The sequence below is a fragment of the Paenibacillus borealis genome (genome assembly GCF_000758665.1).
GTDB classification, from domain to species: Bacteria; Bacillota; Bacilli; order Paenibacillales; family Paenibacillaceae; genus Paenibacillus_AQ; species Paenibacillus_AQ borealis.
The window spans coordinates 2,465,161-2,489,684 of the sequence record NZ_CP009285.1; the positions used below are offsets into that span (position 1 = coordinate 2,465,161).

A 24,524-nucleotide genomic window follows, 5' to 3' on the forward strand; every position below is an offset into this window, starting at 1 on the left:
CAGCAGATTTTAATTTGAAATTTCCCGGGGGCTGTGTTAGGCTGAAGTCAATTAAATACTCCATAAACACATCGTTTACTGGATTGTTACTGGCCGGGCCAGGCAAAACCTAAACTGATGGTGACTGATTTGAACCCTTTAACCGGGGCTTCAATGACATTGCCATAGGTTTAGGTTTTTCTGTTTTCCGGGCCTGCTGATCTGAACAATAAGGAAAAGGGGTAATGACAATGGCTGCAGTACTAAACGGATTTCCTGAGAATTTCTTATGGGGCGGCGCAACCGCTGCCAATCAGCTGGAGGGTGCTTTTGACCAGGGGGGTAAAGGGTTGTCGACCGCAGATATGATCGCCTTCGTGCCCAAGGATAAACGCCAGGGAGACCATTCGATGGAAATCTCCACCGAGCGGATCGCCCAGATTCTTGCCGGAGAGACGGACGACTGGTTCCCGAAACGCGAAGGCGTTGATTTCTATCACCGTTACAAAGAGGACATCGCCTTATTCGCCGAGATGGGCTTCAAGGTCTTCCGGATGTCGATTAACTGGGCACGTATTTTCCCGAATGGCGATGATGCGCTGCCGAACGAGCAGGGCCTGCAATTCTACGATGATGTATTCGATGAACTGCTTAAATACGGCATTGAGCCGCTTGTGACGTTGTCTCATTATGAGACGCCGCTGGGGCTTACACAGAAGTATAACGGCTGGGCCAGCCGTGAAGTGGTTGGCTTCTATGTGAAATATGCGGAAACTGTATTTACCCGCTACAGAAGCAAGGTGAAATACTGGCTGACCTTCAACGAAATTAACGTGATGCTGTTCAGTCCGTACACCGGAGGCGGCATCCTTACAGACCATGTGGAGAATAAGCTGCAGACTGTGTTCCAGGGGCTGCACCACCAGTTTGTGGCAAGTTCACTGGCCACCAAGCTGGGCCACGAGATTATTCCCGGCTCCCAGATCGGCTGTATGCTGGCTAGAATGGAGAGCTATGCGAATACCTGCAATCCGGCAGATGTGCGCAAGAGACAGCAAGAGGACCAGATGAATCTGTTCTTCACGGATGTGCATGCGCGCGGGAAGTATCCCCGTTACATGGACCGTTATTTTGCCGAAAATAACATTGTGATCGCCCGCGAACCGGGAGATGATGAGATTCTTGCTGCGAATACAGTGGACTTCATCTCGTTCAGCTATTATATGACGCTTACTGTTTCTGCCGGTCCGGAAGGTGAAGCAACAGCAGGGAACCTGCTGGGAGGTATCAAGAACCCTTATCTGAAAGCCTCCGATTGGGGCTGGCAGATTGACCCGGTGGGTCTGCGCATCACACTGAATAACCTGTATGACCGGTACCAGAAGCCGCTGTTCATTGTTGAGAATGGACTGGGTGCTTTTGACAAGGTGGAAGCAGACGGAGCGGTTCATGACCATTACCGGATCGATTATTTACGCGAGCATATCAAGGAGATGAAGGAAGCGGTCAAGGACGGCGTGGAGCTGATGGGCTACACGGCTTGGGGGCCGATTGATCTGGTCAGCATGTCTACTTCGGAAATGTCCAAACGCTACGGATTCATTTATGTGGACCTGGATGATACCGGAAGCGGGACGCTGAACCGCAGCAAAAAAGATTCTTTTGCATGGTACAAGCAGGTTATTTCATCAAATGGTGAAATTTTATAACATCATTGGGGCAAGCTTAAGAAGCCCAGACTTCCAATAAACCGTTTTCATAAAAGTATTGTCATTTTCATAATGATATGCTAAGATGCTGCTACAGGTGAAATAACTGGATTGTTACTGTTCATTCAGGCAAAACCAGAAACGGGCATTGTTGTATGCCGTTTTGGTTTTGCCTTTTTTTAACCTATTAGGAAGTATATATGGGGAGGTCTCCGCAAAGTACCTGAGTTAGCCTCCATGTTATATCCCCAATTTGTGGGAGATTTTATTACTCTGACGGTGTAAGGTGATGGAATGAAAATTGCTAAGGTGCTCAACAACAATGTTGTAACCGTAATAGATGCCAGCGGGAAGGAACTGGTCGTTATGGGCCGTGGTATTGCCTTCAAGAAGCAGGCTGGTGACGACATTGATGACGACAAGGTTGAGAAAGTGTTCTCCCTGGAAAATAAAGAAGGTTCACAGAAGCTGATGTCGCTTCTCTCCGAAATTCCGATAGAGTATGTGGAATGTACCGATGAAGTGATCCGTTATGCCGAGACGGTGCTGGGCGAGAAGCTGCATGACAGCATCTATATCTCGCTGACGGACCATATCCATTTCGCCATCGACCGCCACCGTCAGGGGCTTCAAATTAAGAATGCACTTCTGTGGGAAATTAAGCGGATGTACCGCAAAGAGTTCTCCATCGGACTGAAGGCGCTGCAAATTATTGAGGAACGGCTTGGGGTGCTGCTGCCGGAGGACGAGTGCGCTTTCATTACCATGCATCTGGTCAATGCGCAGATGAATGGTGAGATGCGTGAGACGGTAAGCATTACGAATATTGTGAAGGACATTCTAAACATTGTCCGGCGGAGTTTTCTGATCGAGCTGGATGAGGAGTCGCTCGGGTATTACCGTTTTCTGACGCATCTGAAATTCTTCGCACAGCGGGTCGTTCAGGGCACAGCCGCTGAGGACCGGGATAAGGATCATGCGCTGCATGATCTGGTCATGCAGCAGTATCCGGCGGCGCATGCTTGTGCAATGAAGATTGCCGAGTATACGCGCAAGATCTACAAGCGGGTCTTGTCCAAGGAAGAAATATTATATCTGACCATCCATATTGAACGGATTAACCGCAATGAGAAGGATGTAACTGAATAATGTGCAGCAGGATTGCTACTCTACCACAGAGGCAAAACCTAAACCTGGACAGTGATGAGGCGTAACTATGCATCACGGCCCGGAGTTTAGGTTTTTATTTTTGCCAAAATACGGCATAAACACATAATGAATTAAAGGAGTTAGCCCATATGAATAAAAATGAGCTGTCTAAAGAAATATTGAGACTGGTCGGCGGAGAAGAAAATATCGATCAGGTGACCCATTGTATGACCCGTCTGCGCTTCAATCTGAATGACAATAACCGTACCGACAAAGCGGCGCTGCAGAAGACGGATGGCGTAATGGGAGTTATGATTAACGGCGGGCAATTCCAGGTCATCATCGGTAATGATGTGCCCGTAGTCTACAATGAACTGGTTGGCAATATGTCAGGTTCTCCTGAGAAGAAGGCAACCGGTGACAAGGTAGACAAGAAGAAGCAGAATGCGCTCAGCAAGCTGTTCGATTTCATCTCCGGTATCTTCACACCGATCCTGCCGGCCATTACCGGCGCGGGGATGATCAAGGGAATTGTAGCCCTGCTCGTGGCTCTGGGCTGGATGGGTACAGATAACTCTACTTATGTCATTCTCTCGGCTATCGGCGACGGCGCCTTCTACTTCCTGCCGATCGTTCTGGCGGTCAGTGCTGCCCGTAAGCTGGGAAGCAATATGTATATCGCTGCAGCAATAGGGGCTGCGATTCTGCATCCGACGGTTACGACACTGCTGGGTTCAGGGGACAAGGTCACCTTTGCTTCGCTGCCGGTGGTGGCCGCAACCTATTCTTCGTCCGTGATTCCGATTGTCATTGCGGTATGGCTGGCTTCCTACGTGGAAAAAGCGGTAGATAAAATCACCCACGCTTCCCTGAAGCTGATTATTGTTCCAACGGTAACGCTGCTTGTCATTGTGCCGCTTACCCTGATTGCTGTCGGCCCGCTGGGCGTGATTATCGGAGACGGTCTTACCGGAGGAATTAGCTGGCTGTTTGAAAATACAGGTCTGTTCGCAGGACTGCTGCTCGGCGGAACGATGTCATTGCTGATCATCACAGGGATGCACTATGCACTGATTCCGATCATGATCGCCTCTATTGCCCAGCTTGGTTATGACTATATGATTCCTATTATGATGGTTGCTAACTTTGCCCAAGCGGGCAGTGCGCTTGGTGTCTCTCTGAGAACCAAGAACAGCAAGCTGAAATCCCTATCGATGTCCACAAGTATTACGGCCTTTATGGGGATTACAGAGCCTGCTATGTATGGCGTAAATATGCGCCTTAAGAAACCGTTCATCTCTGCCCTGATCGGCGGAGCTGTCGGCGGTGCGTTCCTCAGCTTGTTCAAGGTCAAAGCTTATGTTATCGGCGGACTTGCCGGGCTCTCCGGGATCCCGATGGTTATTGGAGCAACTTTCGTCTATTCGGTCATCGGTTTTGCGATTGGTGCTGCGGTTGCGGCTGTCGTCACTTATATACTGGGCTTTGAAGATGAGCCGGAAGCTGCTGCAGCGCCGGTTGTGGAAGCAGCATCTCCAGCAGCAGCAGGCATGCCGGCTGCGTCTATTGTAACCGCAGCCGAGCCTGCGATGGTTAATGAAGAAGTGTTCAGCCCGATCGCCGGTGCTGTGAAGCCGCTGAGTGAAGTGAATGACCCGGCATTCTCGGAGGAAATCATGGGTAAGGGCTTTGCCATTCAGCCATCCGAAGGACGCGTAGTGTCGCCGGTTAACGGAACGGTGTTCTCGCTGTCCAAGAGCGGTCATGCGATTGGTCTGGTCAGTGACAGCGGAGCTGAAATGCTGATCCACATCGGCATCGATACCGTGAAGCTGAAGGGGCTGCACTTCTCGCCTAAGGTTACCGCCGGAACCAAGGTGTCTGTCGGCGATCTGCTGATGGAATTCGACCGTGTAGAGATTGAGAAGGCGGGCTACAGCACCATCACGCCGGTTATTATCACGAACATCCAGCAGTATAACTCGATCCTGCCTTCCGGCCGCTCCTCTATTAAGGAGAAGGAGCTGCTGTATACGGTGCTTGCTTAATTAAAGATTGGCGCGAATACATTAGTTGCTTGACCGGGAGAACCGCCGCCAGCAAGAGCATGCTATTAATTAGTATAATGTTCCGAGCCGTAGCGGACTGAGGCGCGCTTATTTCTAACAGAAATCTTGGTTTTTGCATACTAACGGACACCAGCGCACTTATGAGCGGACTTTTAACCCAAATACATCAGCTGAGAAGCAATAAGCGCATACGGTCCGTTAGCCTGGACAAAAGTATTCTTTGCAAGTCAATAAGGGCATGGAGTCCGTAAGGATACGGGGATCACGGAGAATACGGAGAATACGGGATGGACCTCAAGCTCAAGCCGGACAGTGAAAGTGATGTTTGGCGGATAAAATGATGAACTACAAATGCGGCTGCTTGTGCAATTACGGTTGCGGGGTTTGGGCTTGATTTATGCAATTTTAAAAAGGAGTTGTCACCACGCAGCGGTTCTGCGTTGGGGGACAACTCCTTTTTTTGTCTCTAGGAGGTTTGGCTGCTCGCTGCAGCGGAATAGGTGGAAAAAGAGCATTTAATTTCCCTGGAATATTCGATTCCAGAACTTTAATTGGAAAAAATACACTTACTGGTGCAGAATCCTCCATTAAGAGCCGGAATCCTGAAAATTAGATGACGTTTATCCAACTAAATTGTTTGGTCCGGTTAAAGTCATGAAATTAAGTGCTATTATTCCACTTATTGGCTGGCTGTGGAACAGGATTGAGCCTCTCCTGCGTGAATTCTAGGCGCAGAAGCGCTGGAATAATGCCGGCAGCGTTAGGACGAAGGCATAACATGCTGCCAGCCCGGCACGCTGCGGGCGGGATTATTCAAAGAAGCGAAGGACGGCATCGCTGCTGCACGGGGCCTGCGGATGGGGCGGCAATCCTGGATTCACGGCTGGTCAGCGCCAGCGCGGGGTGAATCCATAGCAAGCGCTGCGCCGGGCCTGCGGGTGGGGCGGCAATCCTGGATTCGCGGCTGGTCAGCGCCAGCGCCCCATGAATCCATCGTACCCGCTCCTGCGGGCCAAGCGGCCTACAGCTTGCCTGCGCTGATCTCCGCGATCGCGGCGTATTCGATCAGCGCTGCAGTGCCGGCGGCCGTGAGCGTGTAGCGGCCGCGCCCGACCCGGAAGAACCACGCATAGTAGTTCTTCTGCAGGTAGGCGGCGGCGCCGGGCACGCCGCTTCTCTTGCGCAGCGCGGCGGGGGTCACGCCGCGCGGGGCCTCGGGCGCGCCGCCCAGCGGGGCGCGCCCTTCTGCGAGGCCGGCCGCCGCCGCGGCTTCGGCCTCCAGGGCCTGCAGCGCGGCGGCCACGCGCAGCGCCTTCTCGCGGTAGGCCGTCACGAGCTTGACGCGCGTGCTGCCGCCGGTGTTGTAGTCGCCGCTGCGCTCGCGGAACTCGTAGAGCAGGCGCTCGCGGCGGCGTACGGCGCTGCGGGCCTGCGGCGGCGCCTCGCCCGGCTCCGCGAGCACCTCGACGAGCGGGGCCTTCGTCTTGTAGAAGACGACGGTGATCAGCCCGAGTCCGAGCCGGCGGCACAGCCCGCTGAGCTCGCCCCAGCGCTGGTTCACCGCGCCCTTCTTATCCCGGACGCGCTCTACCGCGAGGTAGACGTTCGGGCTGAGACGCAGCCGTTCAATCCCCTGCAGCAGCAGGGCGAGGTTGAACGATTTTTTCATCTCCACGATCAGCGGCTGATCCTCGTCCTCCCGGATGCCCACCAGATCGCAGGTCCGCACCTCACCCTTGATGTCATAGCCCTGCCGCTCAAAAAAACTCTTCAAAGGAGCGTACAGCTCCGTTTCCTGTTTGATCGCCATTGTAGTCACTCCTGCGCTCTTATTGCAGCGTAATAATTTACAGAAATCATGATTCTCTATTATAGCACAGCAAAAAAGAGGTCAACTATTCCGGGCTCGCCGCATAGGTATGTAATACACTTTCTAAGCTTGGTGGAGCAAGTAGGAGCGCAAGAGGAGGCAGCGAGCCATGGATATTTTTGAGCGTATAGCTTCGTATCGGGCTGAGAACGACCGTTTGGCGTGGAGCGGCACTTTCAAGGACTATATAGAACTGCTGAGAAAAGACCCCTCTCCCGCTAAGACGGCTCATTCCCGCGTATACGACATGATCAAGTCACACGGCGTCGAGGACATCAACGGGCGTAAAAGGTATAAGTTTTTCGAACAGGAAATCTTTGGGCTGGACCGTGCAGTAGAGAAGCTGGTGGAGGAATATTTCCATTCCGCCGCCCGGAGACTGGATGTGCGCAAACGGATTCTGCTGCTGATGGGGCCGGTCAGTGGAGGCAAATCAACACTAGTTACGTTGTTAAAACGCGGACTGGAGCAATACTCGCGTACAGATGCGGGGGCGGTATATGCCATTGCGGGCTGCCCGATGCATGAAGATCCACTGCATCTGATTCCGCTGGAGCTGCGTCCGGAGATTGAGCGGGAGCTGGGCGTCCGCATCGAAGGCAATCTCTGCCCGTCCTGCCAGATGCGGCTGAAGAATGAGTATCACAGTGATATTGAACAGGTTGCGGTTGTCCGTGTATTGTTGTCTGAAGAAGAACGGGTGGGTATCGGTACCTTCAGCCCGTCCGATCCGAAGTCGCAGGATATTGCCGACCTGACGGGCAGTATCGACTTCTCGACCATTACCGAATTCGGGTCGGAATCCGATCCGCGCGCCTACCGCTTCGACGGGGAGCTGAACAAGGCCAACCGCGGAGTGATGGAGTTCCAGGAAATGCTGAAATGCGATGAGAAATTCCTGTGGAATCTGCTGTCGCTGACCCAGGAGGGCAACTTCAAGGCCGGGCGCTTCGCCTTAATCTCGGCGGATGAGATGATCATTGCCCACACGAATGAGACCGAGTATAAATCCTTCATTTCCAATAAAAAGAACGAAGCCCTCCAGTCGCGCATGATCGTCATGCCGGTTCCTTATAATCTGCGGGTATCGGAAGAGGAGAAAATCTACGCCAAGCTGATCGGCCAGAGCGACATGAAGCATGTGCATATTGCCCCTCATGCGCTGCGGGCGGCGGCGATCTTCTCGATCCTGACCCGGCTCAAGGAGAGCAAGAAGCAGGGCATGGATCTGATCAAGAAGCTGCGCATGTACGACGGTGAAGAGGTAGAGGGCTACAAGGAAGCCGATCTCAAGGAAATGCAGACCGAGTATCTGGATGAGGGCATGTCCGGTATCGACCCGCGTTATGTCATCAACCGCATCTCCAGCGCCTTGATCAAAGGTGACCTGCAGTGCATGAATGCACTGGATGTGCTGCGGGCGATCAAGGACGGTCTGGATCAGCATCCTTCGATCACGAAGGAGGAACGCGAGCGGTACCTGAACTTCATTTCCATTGCCCGCAAGGAATACGATATTCTCGCCAAAAGCGAGGTGCAGAAGGCGTTTGTGTACTCTTTTGAAGAATCCGCCAAAACGTTGTTCGAGAACTATCTCGACAATATCGAAGCCTTCTGCAATTGGTCCAAAATTCGTGACCCGCTCACGGACGAGGAGATGGAGCCGGATGAACGGCTAATGCGCTCCATTGAAGAGCAGATCGGCATTTCCGAGAATGCCAAGAAGGCCTTCCGTGAGGAGATCCTGATCCGCATTTCCGCGTACTCTCGCAAAGGCAAAAAGTTCGAATATAACAACCACGACCGCCTGCGCGAAGCCATCGAGAAGAAGCTGTTCACCGACCTGAAGGATATCGTCAAAATCACCACCTCCTCCAAAACACCGGATGAGAGCCAGCTGAAGCGCATCAACGAAGTCAGCCGCCGCCTGATCGACGAGCATAACTACTGCCCGATCTGCGCCAACGAGCTGCTGAAATATGTCGGAAGCCTGCTGAACCGCTGACGGGGACGCAATTTGCATTCGTATAAAAAGCAAAAGGGAATATCTCCAGCCCGTATTGTGGCCGGAAATATTCCCTTTATTTTGTCTAAGCGGTGTAGTGCCGGTCTAGTGCCAGTTTAGTGCAGCCTCCTTACGGACCGTAACTAGCACCAATCATAACTGTCTGCAGAAATAAGCGCTCCCCAGTCCGTTACGCCTAGCCTAGCCCAGTCCCCTTCCTTGATCAAAAAGGAACTTAATCTGGGATTAGGTTGATCTGAAGGGTGATTGCTCCACGCCTTCAACCCTATCGTAATGGCGGTGCCCCCGGCTCCACCATTTGCAATCTGGCGCTGTACTAGGCTTATTCCTTGGTCTCCTCGTTCTTACCGCCAATGTTAAAGCCTAATTGTCCGTTATATTTGCCTACCTGCCCGGTAACGCCTAAGCCTGCGCCCTGACCACCGCCGAGCTGCGCCTTGGCCTGCGCACCAAGCCCATTTTCACCACCGAGCTGCAAATGGGTCTGGAGTCCGGCACCTTGACTTAAGCCCAGGTGGCCGCCTGCATCTACGCTCAGACCGTGCTCACCTCCGGCTTGCGCCTCCGCATGGAAATCTGCGCCCTGACCGCCGCCCAGCTGAGAAGTTGCCTGGGCAGCCAGCCCATATTTGCCGAAGGCCTGGGCATCTGCATTAAGTCCAAGACCCTGGCTGCTGTCCAGATGGGTGTTGCCTTGCGCCTGGATTCCATATGAAGTGTTGCCGATGTGGCCGTTTGCGTGCATACCTGCTCCGGTGTATGCTGCCGTCCCGCCAGCATTTAAGCCAATACCGTGTTTACCGCCAACTTCGGCTCCGGCATCTACTTGAATTCCCTGCCCGCTGCCCACATCTGCGTTCATATGACCCTTTACGAGTTCGTTTCTTGCACTTTGGGTTTCTGCTGCCTGAACGGTTTGCCTGGTTTCCGGGCGGGCCAGATGGTAGTAATGCGCGTAAGGGAAGGAAGTGTAACGCGGAGAATAAGGATCGGCGGATGGATAAGCTTGATTGTTCGTATTTTCGTTCTCAAAGGTCATGAGGGATACCTCCATTATTCAATTCATTACACCAGCCTATTCAACGCAACGTTGAAGTGATACGGTTCTGGAGAGTTAAAAGTGTGTTGTAATGACAGCAGCGCTGTGCTACATTATGAATGAATTGAATATTATTCACTCAGGCGCGGAGGGCTTACGGATGGAAGATAAGAAGGCAGAGATTTTCAGATGCGGGCAAGAGCTGTTCAGCTCCAAAGGCTTCAAGGACACCAACGTGTCCGACATTACCAAAATGTGCGGAATCGCCGTGGGCACGTTCTACAATTATTACGCCTCGAAAGAGAAACTGTTCATAGATATTTATCTGCAGGAGAACGAGAAGCTGAAGCGGAGCATCCTGCAGTCTTCGGTCAATCTGGACGATGAGCCTGCCAAGGTGCTCAAAGAAATCATGGCGCTTAATTACAGCGGGATCAATTCGAATCCAATCCTGAAGGAATGGTACAACAAAGCACTCTTCAGTAAGCTGGAGAAGGAATTCTATGAGCACGGCGGTATAGAGGGCATTCATGAGATGATGAACAGCGGCACGCTGGAATTAATCCGGCACTGGAAGAACAAGGGGAAGATTAGAGAGGATCTGGAGGACGGCATGATTCTTGCCTTGTTCAACTCCGTGCCGTATATCGACATTCACAAGGAAGAGATCGGGGTTAGCTATTTCCCGCAGGTGCTGGATTATTTAGTCGAATTTATCATGAAAGGCTTGACGGATATACAGCATTGACACAGGTCACCGGCATCTTCGTCCGGCGGCAGAATACACTATTAAATGTTCAGGGAATGTACTGGACATTTTATTTTGGTTTGTGATGAATGAATTATAATAAGTTCATTCATATTTTAAATATAAAGAATCGAGGCGTCATTATGAAGACAATCATTATTTACCGGTCAGGCAGCAGTATGAATACGCAGAAGATTGCAGCCGCCATGGCTGAGGTGCTGGGAGCAGATTTGGCCAAGGTGGAGGACGTTAAGCCGGAGATGTTATCCGGATATGATTTGATTGGTTTGGGTTCAGGCATTTATGCCTCCAAAATCCACCGCAGGATGTTCAAATTCATCAAGAGGATGCCGCTCCGGGGCAAGAATGTCTTTATTTTCAGCACATCCGGGTCGGGGGAATTCAAGAATAAAGCGCTGGTTGAGGCCAAGCTGGCGGCTAAAGGCTGTAACGTCATCGGTGATTTCAACTGTCCCGGGGAATTCAGCCCGCTGGGCTTCAATCTGGATAAAAAGGGGCATCCCGATGAGCAGGATTTCGCGGCTGCACGTAAGTTTGCGGCTGGATTATTAGATAAGGATTCATTAATCAGCTAAAGAGATGGCGGGGAAATGCAGCAAAACTGGAACAGCTCTGCAAGCGTCCGGCTGGTATAATTGCATTAGTTATGTGCTATGGAAAGGCCGGTGGAGCACCTGAATTACAGCAGGGAGATTGAGCGGAGTATTGATTATATTGAGGAGCATCTGCGGGATAACCTGACGGCGGAAGAGATCGCGTCCCAGGCAGGGTATTCGCTGTATCATTTTTGCCGGATGTTCAGCCAGTGCCGGAAGATGCCGGTTATGGAATATGTGCGCAGCCGGAGGCTGTCCCTGGCAGCCGTAGAGCTGTTTAACGGGCGGCGGATTACGGATATTGCGCTGGAGTATGGTTTTGAGACCCCCGGCGGCTTCGCCAAAGCCTTCCGCAAGGCCTTCGGCTACAGTCCTTCGCAGTATGCGGCACGGATGGACGGCTATCTCCGGGACCGGTCGGTGTATGAAATACGGGATTATATCAGGGAGCCTGTGATCGTGAACAAACCGGCGTTTAAGGTGGCTGGTTATGGCATAGAGACGGACGTGGAAGCCGGGAATTATACGCAGGATGTCGCTTCCTTCTGGTATTACTATGAGGGAGATAATCTGGAGAACAAAATGTATGCCCTGCTAAATCCGCCGAAGCACGGGGAGGTTGGTTTATGTGTGCCGGCAGAAGGCGGTGGCAATGCCGTCTATCTGCTGGGCGTCATTGTGGAGGATTTCAGCCTTGTGGCTGAGGATATGCTTACGGCTGTTGTGCCTGCGGCGCAGTATGCCGTGTTCACGACACCTCCCGTAGATGCTACCGATGAGGGAGATCCGGAAGCTTTTGCCCAAGTAGTGAAGAGTACGTGGAGATATATCTTTGAGGACTGGTTCCCGGGAAGCGGGTATGAGCATGCCGAGGGCAAGCTGAACTTCGAGTTCTATGACGAGCGGTGTCATGCCCGGGTGGATACGGTGATGGAGATATATGTTCCTGTGATTGAGCGGCGGGAAAATAGAACTCCTGGGGCAAAGGCTGTGCGGTGAAGGACGTAACTGCGGGGATTTTGGACTTCCGGTCGCTGTTAAGATTGGATTTCTTCATTTAAACCGCTGGGCAGCGGTGGAAATCCAATCTAAACTCATGCTTCCGAAGCGAGCTTTCCTATGGAAAGCTTTCAGGCGAACGCTATCGCTCCTACAGTTCCAAAATCCCCTCCGTTACTCCCACCGCCCAGCCTTTGCCTGCTTATTAGTCCTGTTGTTCCGGCCGCTTGGTGGTGGCGGCCGCAAGGAAGGCCCGCAGCGCACATTCCAATGTGCTGGCGGGCCTGGATTTGTAAATCGGTAAACCGCGGCTACGCCCACCGGCACTTCGTACAGGGCGGGTGTAACCACAGCCACAACCAAAACTACAACCACACCCGCCGACACTTCGTACAGGGCCGGGTGTAGCAAAAACCACCAACCACTTTTACCATGGATTATTAGCCGGAACTGACTGAATGCCAGCAGTTATGTGTTAGCACAGGTCATCACGCGAGCAAATTCCCCGCTGGGATTCTACTTTTATAAGCTGGTTGTACTTTGTACAATAGAAACCTCTATATTTGTTACTGAATCGCATTCTGTTGTATTTCGTGCATTAGATTTCTGCGTTTAGAGTAAAAAACAGCCTATTCTCTAAATTCAATTGTACAAAGCGGTTAGGCCCCCTAATTCCGGAGTCCTCCTCATTAAATCTCGACTTCTCGTAGGATTACGTTTTTTTTCATAATGTCCGGTAAAATGGAGTGCGGTCTGCCAGTTGCATGACCCACTCCGAAAAAACTAGTGGGGGTTTTCGTCTCAAACTCCCGTGTAAACGGCGGTGGTTGTAAAAATCCATGTATTGGTCCACAGAGGCATAGGCCTCCTCAAAGGTCTCGTACTCGGTCTTTTGGAACAGATCACGTTCTAGCAAGCTGTGGAACGACTCAATGTAGGCGTTCATATTCGGTGTCTTTGGCGGAATACGCTCATGTTCTAGCCTCTCTTTTTCGCAAACCTCTCCAAACGCGTGGCTTAGAAACTGGGGGCCATTATCGGTACGAATGACCGGCTTGGCCTCCCCGTCTTGGAGCCGGCTTCGCAGTGCCCTTTCTAGTGTCTGAACCACCGCTGCCGCGTCGCACGAGGAACCCTGGTAGTACCCGACAATGACCCGGTCAAACACATCAATGAGACTCAGAACAAAGAAAAATCGGTCCCGTCCCATTACGTACCCATATTTAATGTCCATCTGCCAAAGCTGGTTCGGGCCGGTTACAATCCGATTCCGGGCCAGATGGCGCGGATAACGACTGTGAGCCGGACGCTGCTGGTGTAAGATCCCGAGCTCCTTACAGAGCCGGTACACCTTCTTTTTGTCCAGAATAAGCCCTCTACGGTCCCGTAGGCACTGGGTGAGAAGCTTGTATCCATAGCCATTCTCCTCGCCTTCAACGAGCTCCATGAGCCACTCTTGAATCTGCTCGTCACTAATCTTCTCTCCGGAAACGTTCAGGGAGTACCCCGGATGAGGACGACCGGGCGAAGCCGGAGTGGTGGCAATTCCCGTGTGAGTTCCCCGTTGTTTGCGGTCATAGTACGTCGAGGAGGCAATGCCCAAGATACGCAGGACCGTGGCTACGACTTGCCCCTGCTTAAGGAATCGGTCCGCGATTTCGAGCTTGTCGGATAAGCAGGGTTCTGTTTTTTTAGCAATTCACGTAAGATCTCAATTTCTAGTTCTTTCTCGCCTAACAGCTTCACCGCACTTTGATACTTGTCTTCCACTTCCTGTAGGCGTTTCATTTCAACCAGATGGTCATCGGTCGCCGGGATCTCGTTATCCGGGATCTCATCCCGGTACATGCGAATCCAGGTACGTATGGTTTCCGGATGCATTTCGTACCGCCGGGCTAACACCCCCACTTTGACACCGGAGAGTGCTTCTTTCACAATCTGAAGCTTAATTTCCTCGTAGGCTCGTTTCTTCTTCATGGGGCTCGCCTCCCTCTTTAACAGTGTAATAAATTGGGGGAGAACTCTCCAGTTCCATTAGGGGGCCTAGGAGAAAGTACAATAGATGCTGTCTTTCAGAGGAATTAGTATTATTCTACTGTACAAAGTACAATTGCTAGTATTGTAATCCACCCTTGAGTGCTCATCGGGCTGAGGTTAACCTGTGATAAGAGGGACCGCTACATAAACTTCCGCTGCACCTTTTTGCCGTCATAGGTAAAGAGGGCTTTTTTGTCTTCCACAACAGTCTGCAGATGCACGGTGCGGCCCCACAATGAGTAGATATGCGGGAGCGTGCGCTCCAGGTATTTGAGATCCAGCTCAATGCTCTCGTAGCGGTGGGCAATCAGCAGTTCGCCGTTGCGCTCATAGTCGGCATCCTGGATGACAAGGTATGGAGAGCCGCCGTTAACCCGGGCCAGCACAAGCTGGTCGCGTACATTTTCCCAGGCTTTGTCGGTGATCTTCCATTCCGGGCCTTTTTTCTCAAAGACGTAGAGGTCAAGGTCGTTAACCAATTGCTTCGACAGGTAGCTGCGGATAAAAGAGATGTCGGAATCCAGCTCGCGCACCTCGAACATTTTGTCCCGGTCCCAGCGGCGTTCAATGTCCTCGAAGATCTTCAAGCCCAGATAATACGGGTTCAGGCTCTGGCGCGAAGGCTGCACCACGGACGAGTTGAGCTTGGCGTATTCCACCGTTTCCTCGGCCGTCAGATCCAGCTCGCGCATGATCCGCTGATGCCAGTAGGAGGCCCAGCCTTCGTTCATGATCTTGGTCTCCATCTGCGGCCAGAAATAGAGCATTTCGTCGTGCAGCATGGTCATGATGTCGCGTTGCCAATCCTCAAGCGCAGTGGAATACTGCTGGATGAACCAGACGATATCCTTTTCCGGCTCCGGGGGGAAGGTACGCTTGCCGGCGGTTTCCGGTGTTGGAGGAACGACAGTGCTCTTTTCCAAATCCCACAGCTCACTGTAGGCATTAGCGGGGCCGGGACCGCCGGGAGGGGAGTCCTTGCGCTCCTTCATTTTGGCTTCCAGCAGATGCGTCTTGCCCAGCTTGCGCGGCTGGATCAGGCTGGGATCAATATGCTCCTGGATCGCGAGCACGGAATCGATGAAGTTCTCCACCGTATCCGTTCCATAGGTAACCGAATAATCTGCGATCCGGTCGGCCGTGGCTGACATGCTCTCGACCATATCCCGGTTGGACATCGAGAAGCGCATATTGTTCTTGAAGAAGTCGCAGTGCGCCAGCACATGGGCGACAATCAGCTTGTTCTGGACCAGCGTGTTGCCATCGAGCAGGAAGGCGTAGCAGGGGTTCGAGTTAATGACGAGCTCGTAAATTTTGCTGAGGCCGAAATCGTATTGCGACTTCATTTTATGAAAAGTCTTACCGAAGCTCCAGTGTCCGAACCGGGTGGGCATCCCGTAGGCACCGAAGGTATAAATGATATCCGCAGGGCATATCTCATAACGCATCGGATAAAAATCGAGGCCGAAGCCGGTAGCAATCTCCGTAATCTCGGCAATCGCCCGTTCCAGCGCTTTAATCTCATCACCGGGCATGCATCCATCTCTCCTTCCAGCTTGTGAACCGTTCTTCTTATGTATATGGGCGGAGGGGAGGGAGTATGATGGCGGGATGTTGAACTTGTCTGTACGGCCGGGTGGAAATTAGCAACGATTCGTTTGAACATGGTACAATTAGTTAAAGCTCGTACGATAATCAGAAGGAGGCCAGACATTGTGTCAAATCCGGATGAGAAGAAAATTCATACCTATCAAGATTGGCTAACCTGGGAAGGAACCTGGGAGTTAATTAACGGCAAAGCCTATAATATGTCTCCAGCTCCAACCTCATTGCATCAATATATTGTAGGAGAACTTCATTTCGCCCTAAGGACATTCTTCCAGAATCGGAGCTGTTATGTGTTTGTGGCTCCATTTGATGTGTTCTTCAGTGAAAGTGAAGAGTATCAATCACCCGATCAAGTCACTGAGCCGGATCTTTCCGTTGTCTGTTCTAAGGACCAAATATCCAAGAACGGCTGTAACGGTGCCCCAACCCTAATTATTGAAGTGCTGTCACCATCTACTGCACTTAAGGACTTTAATGAGAAGTTCAATTTATATCAGAAGCATGGAGTTCCGGAATATTGGATTGTGGATCCTGGGAATCGAACGGTTCATGTATATACTTTGGAGGATGGCAGTTACCAGGTACGTCATTTATATACGGAGCAGGAATCGATTAAATCCAACGTATTTAAAGATTTACAAATTCCAATGAACACGTTATTTAGTTTATAACAGCAACTACAATCAGCCGGCGGGATATATTCTCGGCCGGTTGTTTTTATGCTCAGAATCGGGCTATGCTTTAGGGGGAATTAGGATATAGAAAAAGCCTAGCTCATATGCGATATACGCTAATGGGTTAGGCTATTCGGCATCTGGATCGATTCCCCAAAATATATAATAAGACATTCCAGCGGGATGGACTTCATTATGGCTGTTGTTTATATGTTCTATCAGATAAAAGGATTTAAAAAAAACTCTCCTTGAACGATGTTATATCGTTCGTGGAGAGCTTTTTTTGTGCAAAGAATTTCACATGAGCTATAAATTAGCTTAAGCCCAATCCTGTATCTGCATTATTAAGGCAGCTTAAGCGTAAGCCCGCACCTCAATAATCTCCGCATACCCGCTTCCGTTAGTCGACAGGACAACGAAGCGCAGGCGGTCGGTTGTAACTGCTTCGCTCAGTGTGTGAACATGCTTGCGCTTATGATTGTCCTGCACTTCGGCAACCATAGTCCACTCGCCCCCGGTATAGGCTTCGATGCGGTAATCCTTGACGAGCGTAGGCAGGATATCGAAGGGTGTAATGTGATGATGGAGGTTGATCAGATCCTCATTGACATCATCATTGAAGGTGATATGCACCTCGCGTATGGCGACTGGTGTGCTCCAAGACAGCTCAAGCCATTCCGGACGGCCGGGGACAAGCTGCTCTGAGGACCAGAAGTGCGGACCTCCGTAAGGACGGAGATATCCGTCCACCGCTTTGTCCGCGGCGAAGGCTTGGGTTGGCCCAGCCAGGCGGATGCAGGGTGCGGTGTGATCGAATTTCTTCTTATCCCACAGCACTAAAGGCTGTGCGGGCTGATTCTCGCCGAAATCCCGGGATACTACCGGCTTGTCGCGCTTCCAATAGGCGAGCATCCCCGAAGCTGGCTGATCCGCCATATGCAGCGCTATCGCAGCATTAGCCTTGACGATCAGAAAAGCATTACGCGGCGTCTCCGGCTGCCAGTGGAGTGCGAGCTTGACCCACTGCCGCTCTCCTGCGCTGACGGAAGCGGATGCCGTCTGCACTAGCGCGTGCGGAACATAGTTCTCCGGCCGGCCGGTCTCCCACAGCTCGACGGTCAGTTCAGCGGCTTCGCCCGCATCGACCAGCAGCTCGATTCCGTCCAGCAGCGGATCGGCTGGAACGGTGATGCCGATGTCCGTCTCCAGCAGGACGGTGAACGCCGATTCCTCCACCGCGAACCGGCTCCGTTCGCTGGAAGCACTGACGGCTGCCCGGAGCGCCAGGTCGGCTACGTCTTCATTGCGCAGGCCGAGAACGGATGCGTCCTGGCGCAGCATGGTCTGCTGCAGCTCCTGCAGGTGGCCCGCATGCAGTTCACGCGGCGTAATTCCCTTAGCCGCACAGAGTGCAGCGCCGGTGCCGGCAGCTTCACCGATGACCGCACAGGTAGCCATAACGCGTGTGGTCCCGAACGCGACATGCGATGCGCTGATGTCGCGGCCGGCCATCAGCAGATTGTTCACATTCACTGAATACAGTGAACGGAACGGGATGTGGTAGCTGCCGTCGGAATACATATGCTTCGAGCCTGATTCGGTAGCATAGACACCCTGCGGCGGATGCAGATCAATCGACCAGCCGCCGAAGCCGATGCGGTCCGTGAATTCCCGCTGCGCAAGGATATCGTTCTGATTCAAGATATAATCGCCTACGAAGCGGCGGTATTCCCGTTTGCCCGGAAGCGAACCTACCCATTCCAGCGTCATGTTCCCGGCATCGAATTTACCGGAGTTCTTAATATAGCCCCAAATACCGTAAATAATGGACCATAGCTCGTCACGGATAGCCTCGTTGTCATGAACGGTATCCTGTTCGCCGCCGAACTCGATCCACCAGTAGGCGCAGCCGTTGTCGCCGCTGCGGATGATGCGGTTCTCGGTAATAGAGGTCTGTGTAACATCTATGGCCATAGCCGGAGGAATGAATTTCACCGGATGACCGGCGTCCTTGGTGTAGAAGAGCAGCGTGCTGCCGAGCGTAATATCATCCGGGACCTCTGGTGCCCATTCTTCATTGAATTCTTCACGTGCTTCGCGGCCGAGCCTGTATTTTGCACCAGCAAGAAAGCCGACCAGCCCGTCTCCTGTGCAATCCAGATAGACCGGACTCTCAAAGCGGATGCTTCGCTCCGATCCCATCATCCAGCCGGTAACCGAGCGGATACGCCGCCCGCCGCCCGCCTCCTCATCGGCCTCAGCTTCATGCACATCCGTATTCAGAAACAGCTGAATATTCGGCTCCGCCTGGACGGCCTCAAGCACAACCATATCCCATAAATACGGATTGCCGTCCTTATTACGGTATTGGTTCTCTACAAACAGTTCCCCCATAATCCCCGTTTCACGGGCATAGCGGTGAATACCATGTGAGGTGGCGCCGCATACCCATACCCGCACCTCGCTGCTGGAGTTGCCGCCGAGCACCGGACGGTTGTTGACCAGTGCGACCTTCTGCCCCAGCCGGGCCGCTGCAATCGCTGCACATACTCCTGCCAGACCACCGCCTACAACGGTAACATCCGTTTTGACCGTTTCTTTCCGCATTGTTGAATCTCTCCCCTTAACTGTGATAATATATCCGTAATTTCATGATAAATCACTATAATAGTAATTAACATGCATATAATTTCTTTGTGTATATACTTTATTTCATTTTGTTTAGTGCTTGGAAGGAGAGCTGTGCATGCGAGAAAATTGGTCAGTCCATCCGGCAGCCTACACGTACTGGGAGAAAAAGGAACAGTTCCTGCTGGAGTACGACACGTATCCTGTGTGGACGATATTTGCAGTTGAACAAGGACAATTCGCCTACCGGTTCGGAGATCATGAAGGCGAGGCCGGATTGGGGGACATCATCGTATGTCCGCCGGGTACGGCCTTTTACCGGAGAACGGTCACAACTCTAACCTTTCATTTCATTCAATTCGAATGGGAGGAGGAGCCGGGGCCTGAAGAAGAAGCGGCAACGCTAAGCGGAAGGTGGACCGTCAGGGATGTGGAGCGCCTTCTGTCGACCTACCGTTATATGCGGAACATCGGAAGAAGCATTCAGGAGGAGCCCGGCTTAGGCCGGATGAAACATATGCTGGAGGATCTATGGAGGCTTCTCGAAATCGAACGCAGCATGGCGGAGGAGGAAGTGCAATCCGAAGGGGAAAGCCCCGATCCGGATATGCAAAAAGCCAGACAATGGCTGCTTGAGCATGCCTGCACACCTATGACGATGCAGGAGCTGGCGGCTGCGCTTAGCCTCACACCGGTGCAGTTAACGCGGCGGTTCCGGGCAGCGTATCAGGCCACACCTTCAGAATTTGTGACCGGACTCAGGCTCACAAGAGCCTGCCAGCTGCTGGAGGATTCCACGCAATCCATCGATATTATCGCCCAGCAATGCGGGTATGAGAATGGCTTCTACCTGAGCCGCGTGTTTAGCGCGAAGCTCGGATTAACTCCATCGAAGTACCGTAAGCTGCATAGGTTATAACCCGTTAACGAATACCCGGCACCGTCTAAGTGGTATCCTATCGTTCGCGGAGAGCTTACTGCCTGGCAGTCTGCTATGAAACAAACGCGCCTCTCCTAATAAGGAGGGCGCGCTGCGGTAAGTTCATATGAAGGCTGTCCTAATCAAACAGCAGTATAGTAGATCTGTATAGCTCCAGTGTAGTCTATTGCTGCTTCGCATACCATTCGGAGAACTGCTTCTGGTATTCGGCGATGTATTTGTCGATACCGGCTGCTTTTAACCGTTCCAGTGCCTTCGGGAAGGCAGTGTTATAATCACTGAAGCCGCTGCCGATGGGGGCAAGGTATTCGGTAAATACGCCGTTCAGCTTGGTTTCTTCATTTTTAACCGGGGTATTGTCGAAGTTGAAGCCTGCACCCTTGGAAATAATCGCTCCGTCATCCCATGCTTTGTAATCGGCAATGAAATCATCCGGTACAGTGTTGTCAAAGCGCATGAAGTTCTTGTTCATCAGCAGCCAGTCGGGAATCAGCGAATCGGTGTTAATTTTCGTCAGACGGCCGTTAGCGTCCAGTGTATAATCAGTTCCCTCAATACCATAGGCGAACAGGTCATACAGCTCCTGGTTTTTTTGCAGCAGGTTGAAGAACATGACATAACGCTCAGGGTCCTTGGCTGCGGCAGAGACGAAGAAGGCGGTGCTGTAGGTGCCTCTGCTGATTTTTGGACGGCCGGTGCCCAGGAAATAATTGACCAGCTTGGCTTCAGGCATTGCCTGTGAGATGGTAGCTGCGCCTTCAAACGGACGTGCTGCGGTTCCCGCCCAGAACATCGCTTTGCCGGAGTTCCAGTCAGACTGCAGCTGAGGCACATTCGTTGCGGCATATTTCGGAATGATCCCTTTCTCGTACCAGCCGTGCATCAGCCCGGCATAGGTTTTGAATTCAGGAGATTCGAACCAGCTGATAATCTGATCATCCTTGGCCGATTCATCCAGGGCGATGAAATCATTTTGCCAGTACAGATTCTTGTCGGTGAAGTCATATTGCAGCATTCTGCGGGCATCCGTGTTGGCATATCCGATCAGCTCGGGGTGAAGCGCATGGACTTTATCATAGAACTGCTCAAGCTCGGCAAGGGAGGAGACCTGGGTCATTCCTGCCTCCTCCAGCAGATCCTGCCGGACCAGCACACTGTAAAATTCAGCGGAATTCGGCTTGTTGCCTACAGGAACCGCATATTGTTTCCCGTCCAGCTGGAAGGCCCGGAAGGAAGCCTCGTCCACCGCCGCACTCAAATCCGCTGCTGCTGCAGAGATATAGGGAGTGAGGTCGGTGTAGAGTCCTTTGGCTACAGATTTCACCATATAGTTGGCATCTGTATAGGTCGCGAAATCCTCGCCGGTTGACAGCATCAGGTCCGTTTTGCCGCCGCCGTATTCCGTCCAGGGCAGGAACTGAAATTCAACCTCGGCATTGATTTCTTTTTTGATCACATCAAAGAACTCCGTCTTGGCCAGCTCCTTCATCCGGTTCGACTCGTCCCCGTACAGCACAATCTTCAGCTTGGCCGGTGCCAGAGCTGCACCTTCATTTCCACTGTCTGTCGCAGTTGTTGCCGGTGCTGTACCACCGCTGTTATTGCTGGCTGCATTACCGGAGTTAGCGCTTTCATTATTGCCCTGCGAACAGCCGCTTACGAGGAATACAGTTGCCAGGAGCAAACTTAACCAGCCTTTTTTCTTTGTCATGATGAACACCCTCCTGAATTAGAATTAATCTGTGAGGCTTATATTGCCAAGGCGGTGCTCCCGTAAGCTTATTGTACAACATGCCGGAGCATGGGAGCACACACCTGATGCAACCAATATTAGGTCTGCGTTCTTGGCGGATCAGCCTTTCACCGACCCCACGATAATCCCTTTAACGAAGAATCCCTGGAGAAAAGGATACAGAATCGCGATCGGCAGAACGGTCAGACAGGTCATCGCCATCTTGGCAGTCTCCAGGGGCGGGGCAATAATTGCGCCACCCACCTGTGCGGCATTGCCGGAGGCCAGGAACTGAATGTTCGCCATCATGTTGTACATCAGGTATTGGATCGTATAGAGATCCTGATTGTTAACCAGCATCAGCGGCAGATAGAAGTCATTCCAGAACTGGAGCGCATAAAAGAGTGAAATCGTCACCAGCCCGACCCGGCCGAGCGGAATCATAATACTGAAGAAAATCCGCAGATGACCGGCCCCGTCAATTTGCGCCGACTCCACAATCTCATGCGGGATGCTGCGGAAGTAGTTGGCCATCAGGAACATCAGGAACACGCTCAGCACATAGGGAATGAACAGGCCGAGCAGCGTATCGCCAAGATGATAGTATTTGGTGCTTAGCAGATACCAGGGCAGTGTGCCGCCGCTGAACAGCATCGTGAAGTAGGCAAAGAAGGCGAAGAAGTTCTTCAGCCGGAAATTCCGGACGGAGATGACGTAGGCATAAGCGGTAGTCACCAGTACGGCAGTCAGCGTGCCCAGCACTGTTACGACCAGCGACATGGAGTATGCCCGCAGAATCTGCTCTGCTTTGGAGCCAAACAGGAATTGATAGGTTTCAAACGTGAACCCCCGGGGCCAGAAGGAATAGCCCTCCGCAGCAATTCTCGACTCTGTAGATAGAGAACCGGATACCGCCAGCACAAACGGCACCAGGCAAATGACCGAGAATACCGCAATACAGACATAGAAGAAAATAACCAGCCCTTTGTTTTCAGTAGTTTGCATCGTATCGGTCTCCTAGAATAGTTTGCTGTCTTTGTCATACCAGCCGGCCAGCTTGTTGGCTACCAGCACCAGGATGAATCCAAAGACGGATTGATAGAGCGTAATGGCGGAAGCGAAGCCGAACTCACCGGAACGGATGGCCGTGCGGTATACATAGACATCGATGATATCGGTAGTGGGCAGAAGCAGCGGATTGAGGAACGTTACGCCCATGATCATACTCAGATCGCCCTTCAGCATGCCTCCGATTCCGAGCAGCGTCATCAGGATGATCGATGGAATCAGCATGGGTACCGTGATTTTGGTGATAATCTGCCAGCGGGAGGCACCGTCGATCCGGGCCGCTTCATAATAGGAGGTGTCCACTCCCTGCAGCACCGCATAGTAGATGATCGCGCCGTAGCCGGCACTTTTCCAGATATTCGCGAGCACCAGGATGACCACGAACAGCCACGGGCTTGAATACCAGTCCATTTGCGACAGGCCAAGCGATTGCAGCAGCTGGTTGAGAATCCCTTTGTCATAGTCAAGCAGGGAGAACAGGATGGCTCCGATGATGATCCAGGAGATGAAATACGGGAAGAACATGACGCTCTGGGTGACTTTGATAAACCACCTGCTGCGCAGCTCATTCAATATAATAGCGATGGCCACCGAGAAAAAAGTGCCGGTCAGCATGTACAGCGCATTCAGCATAACCGTGTTGCGGGTCGCCCGCAGGGCATCCTCCATACTGGAGAAGAAAAACTCGAAGTTGGCGAAGCCCGCCCACGGGCTGCCGAAGATTCCGTCGTTAAAGTTGTAGTTTTTGAAGACGAGAATCAGCCCGCTCATCGGCAGGTATGCAAATAAAATCAGAATGATGATGCCCGGCAGGGCTAGCAGATACAGCGAGCTGTCCTTCCTCAGAGATTTGCGGAAGCGCCTGGCGCTGACAGTCCGCGTTCCCGGAATCAGCGGCTCCATAGTGCCGGGTGTTGCCTCTTGCGTCATATACAGTCCACTCCTTTATGCTAGCGTTATCATTTCATCCCGTGATTCAGGAGAACGCTTTACAAGGCAAATCATAATCCGGCGCAGAATGTAAACGCTATCATTATAAACGGAAAAAAGTTAAAAAATGCGTAATAGGCGGGCTTAAAAAAACAGAAAAAGCAGAAGTTTTCTGCTTGTGCAGGGTTAAATGCTTGATAAAAGCGGGGAATGGCGTGGTGGAGGGGAGGGTAGGGGAGTTTCGGATTTGGGGGACCAGTACAACATTAGAGCAAAAGAAGTGAGTTCGAAGTGAGTTCGAAGTGAGTTCGTTCAATGCAGCAATTTATGTAGTCAGAGTTCCAACTGAAAATTCGGAGATAGTTGTATAATGTGCAATTAAAAACAGCGAATTAGATATGCTTGCATCGTATAATTGTATTCTGTACAACTAAATCTGCCCAAATGGGGGGGAACTATCAACAAGCGCCAGTTTAATTGTACGAAATACAACTAAACGGAGAATGAGTCGGAAATCAGACGATTTAGTTGTACAAAGTGCAATTAAGCTTGCAGCATAGCGCATAGCGCATAGCGCATAGCGCATAGCGCATAACGCATAACGCATAACGCATAGCGCATAGCGCAAACCGCAAACCGCAAACGGCAAACGGCAAACCGAATACCGCAAACGGCAAACGGCAAACGGCAAACCCTCACATG

The 24,524-nt window shown here is 51.9% G+C and carries 18 protein-coding genes; 9 read left to right on the forward strand and 9 right to left on the reverse strand.

Translation table 11 applies throughout. The annotated features are described in order from the left end of the window. Nucleotides 1-230 precede the first annotated feature (230 nt). From PBOR_RS10290 to PBOR_RS10300, 3 genes are all read left to right on the forward strand, one after another. Complete coding sequence (locus PBOR_RS10290) at nucleotides 231-1,688, forward strand: glycoside hydrolase family 1 protein (RefSeq protein ID WP_042211599.1); 1,458 nt, start codon at nucleotides 231-233, stop codon at nucleotides 1,686-1,688. A gap of 294 nt (nucleotides 1,689-1,982) precedes the next feature. Then, a complete protein-coding gene (gene licT, locus PBOR_RS10295; protein ID WP_042211600.1) occupies nucleotides 1,983-2,837 on the forward strand; it encodes a BglG family transcription antiterminator LicT in 855 nt (284 codons plus the stop codon). Between the two features lie 149 nt (nucleotides 2,838-2,986). After that, complete coding sequence (locus tag PBOR_RS10300; protein ID WP_042211601.1) at nucleotides 2,987-4,885, forward strand: beta-glucoside-specific PTS transporter subunit IIABC; 1,899 nt, start codon at nucleotides 2,987-2,989, stop codon at nucleotides 4,883-4,885. 1,042 nt (nucleotides 4,886-5,927) lie between these two features. On the opposite strand, the gene PBOR_RS10305 is transcribed toward PBOR_RS10300, so the two are convergent. Next, nucleotides 5,928-6,716, reverse strand: a complete 789-nt coding sequence (locus PBOR_RS10305) for a DUF2161 family putative PD-(D/E)XK-type phosphodiesterase (RefSeq protein WP_042211602.1) — start codon at nucleotides 6,714-6,716, stop codon at nucleotides 5,928-5,930. 169 nt (nucleotides 6,717-6,885) lie between these two features. Between PBOR_RS10305 and PBOR_RS10310 the strand changes: the two genes are divergently transcribed. Then, nucleotides 6,886-8,781, forward strand: coding sequence for a PrkA family serine protein kinase (locus PBOR_RS10310; RefSeq protein ID WP_042211603.1), 1,896 nt, complete (start codon nucleotides 6,886-6,888; stop codon nucleotides 8,779-8,781). A gap of 343 nt (nucleotides 8,782-9,124) precedes the next feature. Here PBOR_RS10310 and PBOR_RS35385 read toward each other — a convergent pair whose 3' ends face one another. Further along, nucleotides 9,125-9,841 carry a hypothetical protein gene (locus PBOR_RS35385; protein WP_052429414.1) on the reverse strand — a complete coding sequence of 239 codons (717 nt, stop codon included), beginning with the start codon at nucleotides 9,839-9,841 and terminating at the stop codon, nucleotides 9,125-9,127. Between the two features lie 160 nt (nucleotides 9,842-10,001). Between PBOR_RS35385 and PBOR_RS10320 the strand changes: the two genes are divergently transcribed. The 3 genes from PBOR_RS10320 to PBOR_RS10330 all read left to right on the forward strand — a co-directional run bounded on the left by PBOR_RS10320 (nucleotide 10,002) and on the right by PBOR_RS10330 (nucleotide 12,205). Next, nucleotides 10,002-10,589, forward strand: a complete 588-nt coding sequence (locus tag PBOR_RS10320) for a TetR/AcrR family transcriptional regulator (protein ID WP_042219204.1) — start codon at nucleotides 10,002-10,004, stop codon at nucleotides 10,587-10,589. A 143-nt stretch (nucleotides 10,590-10,732) separates the two neighbouring features. Next, on the forward strand, nucleotides 10,733-11,185 hold the full coding sequence (locus PBOR_RS10325) for a flavodoxin domain-containing protein (protein WP_042211604.1): 453 nt from the start codon (nucleotides 10,733-10,735) through the stop codon (nucleotides 11,183-11,185). Between the two features lie 78 nt (nucleotides 11,186-11,263). Next, nucleotides 11,264-12,205: an AraC family transcriptional regulator gene (locus PBOR_RS10330; RefSeq protein WP_245648118.1), complete on the forward strand. Its 942-nt coding sequence runs from the start codon at nucleotides 11,264-11,266 to the stop codon at nucleotides 12,203-12,205. A 724-nt stretch (nucleotides 12,206-12,929) separates the two neighbouring features. Here PBOR_RS10330 and PBOR_RS10335 read toward each other — a convergent pair. The 3 genes from PBOR_RS10335 to PBOR_RS10345 form a co-directional block, all read right to left on the reverse strand. Next, nucleotides 12,930-13,808: an IS3 family transposase gene (locus PBOR_RS10335; protein WP_081971880.1), complete on the reverse strand. Its 879-nt coding sequence runs from the start codon at nucleotides 13,806-13,808 to the stop codon at nucleotides 12,930-12,932. A gap of 17 nt (nucleotides 13,809-13,825) precedes the next feature. Beyond that, entirely contained in the window at nucleotides 13,826-14,182 is a 357-nt protein-coding gene (locus PBOR_RS10340) for a transposase (RefSeq protein ID WP_042210226.1), read from the reverse strand. A gap of 200 nt (nucleotides 14,183-14,382) precedes the next feature. After that, the gene (locus PBOR_RS10345; RefSeq protein ID WP_042211605.1) at nucleotides 14,383-15,777 is read right to left on the reverse strand and encodes a SpoVR family protein; all 1,395 of its coding nucleotides are present in this window, start codon (nucleotides 15,775-15,777) and stop codon (nucleotides 14,383-14,385) included. Nucleotides 15,778-15,957: 180 nt separating this feature from the next. On the opposite strand from PBOR_RS10345, the gene PBOR_RS10350 reads away from it, so the two are divergent. Beyond that, on the forward strand, nucleotides 15,958-16,521 hold the full coding sequence (locus PBOR_RS10350) for a Uma2 family endonuclease (RefSeq protein WP_245648120.1): 564 nt from the start codon (nucleotides 15,958-15,960) through the stop codon (nucleotides 16,519-16,521). Between the two features lie 357 nt (nucleotides 16,522-16,878). Here the strand turns inward: PBOR_RS10350 and PBOR_RS10355 are convergent, their stop codons facing one another. Then, entirely contained in the window at nucleotides 16,879-19,131 is a 2,253-nt protein-coding gene (locus PBOR_RS10355; RefSeq protein WP_042211606.1) for an FAD-dependent oxidoreductase, read from the reverse strand. A gap of 139 nt (nucleotides 19,132-19,270) precedes the next feature. Between PBOR_RS10355 and PBOR_RS10360 the strand changes: the two genes are divergently transcribed. Next, the gene (locus PBOR_RS10360; RefSeq protein WP_042211607.1) at nucleotides 19,271-20,071 is read left to right on the forward strand and encodes an AraC family transcriptional regulator; all 801 of its coding nucleotides are present in this window, start codon (nucleotides 19,271-19,273) and stop codon (nucleotides 20,069-20,071) included. 184 nt (nucleotides 20,072-20,255) lie between these two features. Here the strand turns inward: PBOR_RS10360 and PBOR_RS10365 are convergent, their stop codons facing one another. From PBOR_RS10365 to PBOR_RS10375, 3 genes are all read right to left on the reverse strand, one after another. Then, nucleotides 20,256-21,803: an ABC transporter substrate-binding protein gene (locus PBOR_RS10365; RefSeq protein WP_042211608.1), complete on the reverse strand. Its 1,548-nt coding sequence runs from the start codon at nucleotides 21,801-21,803 to the stop codon at nucleotides 20,256-20,258. Between the two features lie 141 nt (nucleotides 21,804-21,944). Continuing rightward, complete coding sequence (locus PBOR_RS10370) at nucleotides 21,945-22,829, reverse strand: carbohydrate ABC transporter permease (RefSeq protein ID WP_039304534.1); 885 nt, start codon at nucleotides 22,827-22,829, stop codon at nucleotides 21,945-21,947. 12 nt (nucleotides 22,830-22,841) lie between these two features. Next, a complete protein-coding gene (locus PBOR_RS10375; RefSeq protein WP_052429415.1) occupies nucleotides 22,842-23,822 on the reverse strand; it encodes an ABC transporter permease in 981 nt (326 codons plus the stop codon). Nucleotides 23,823-24,524: the final 702 nt, after the last annotated feature.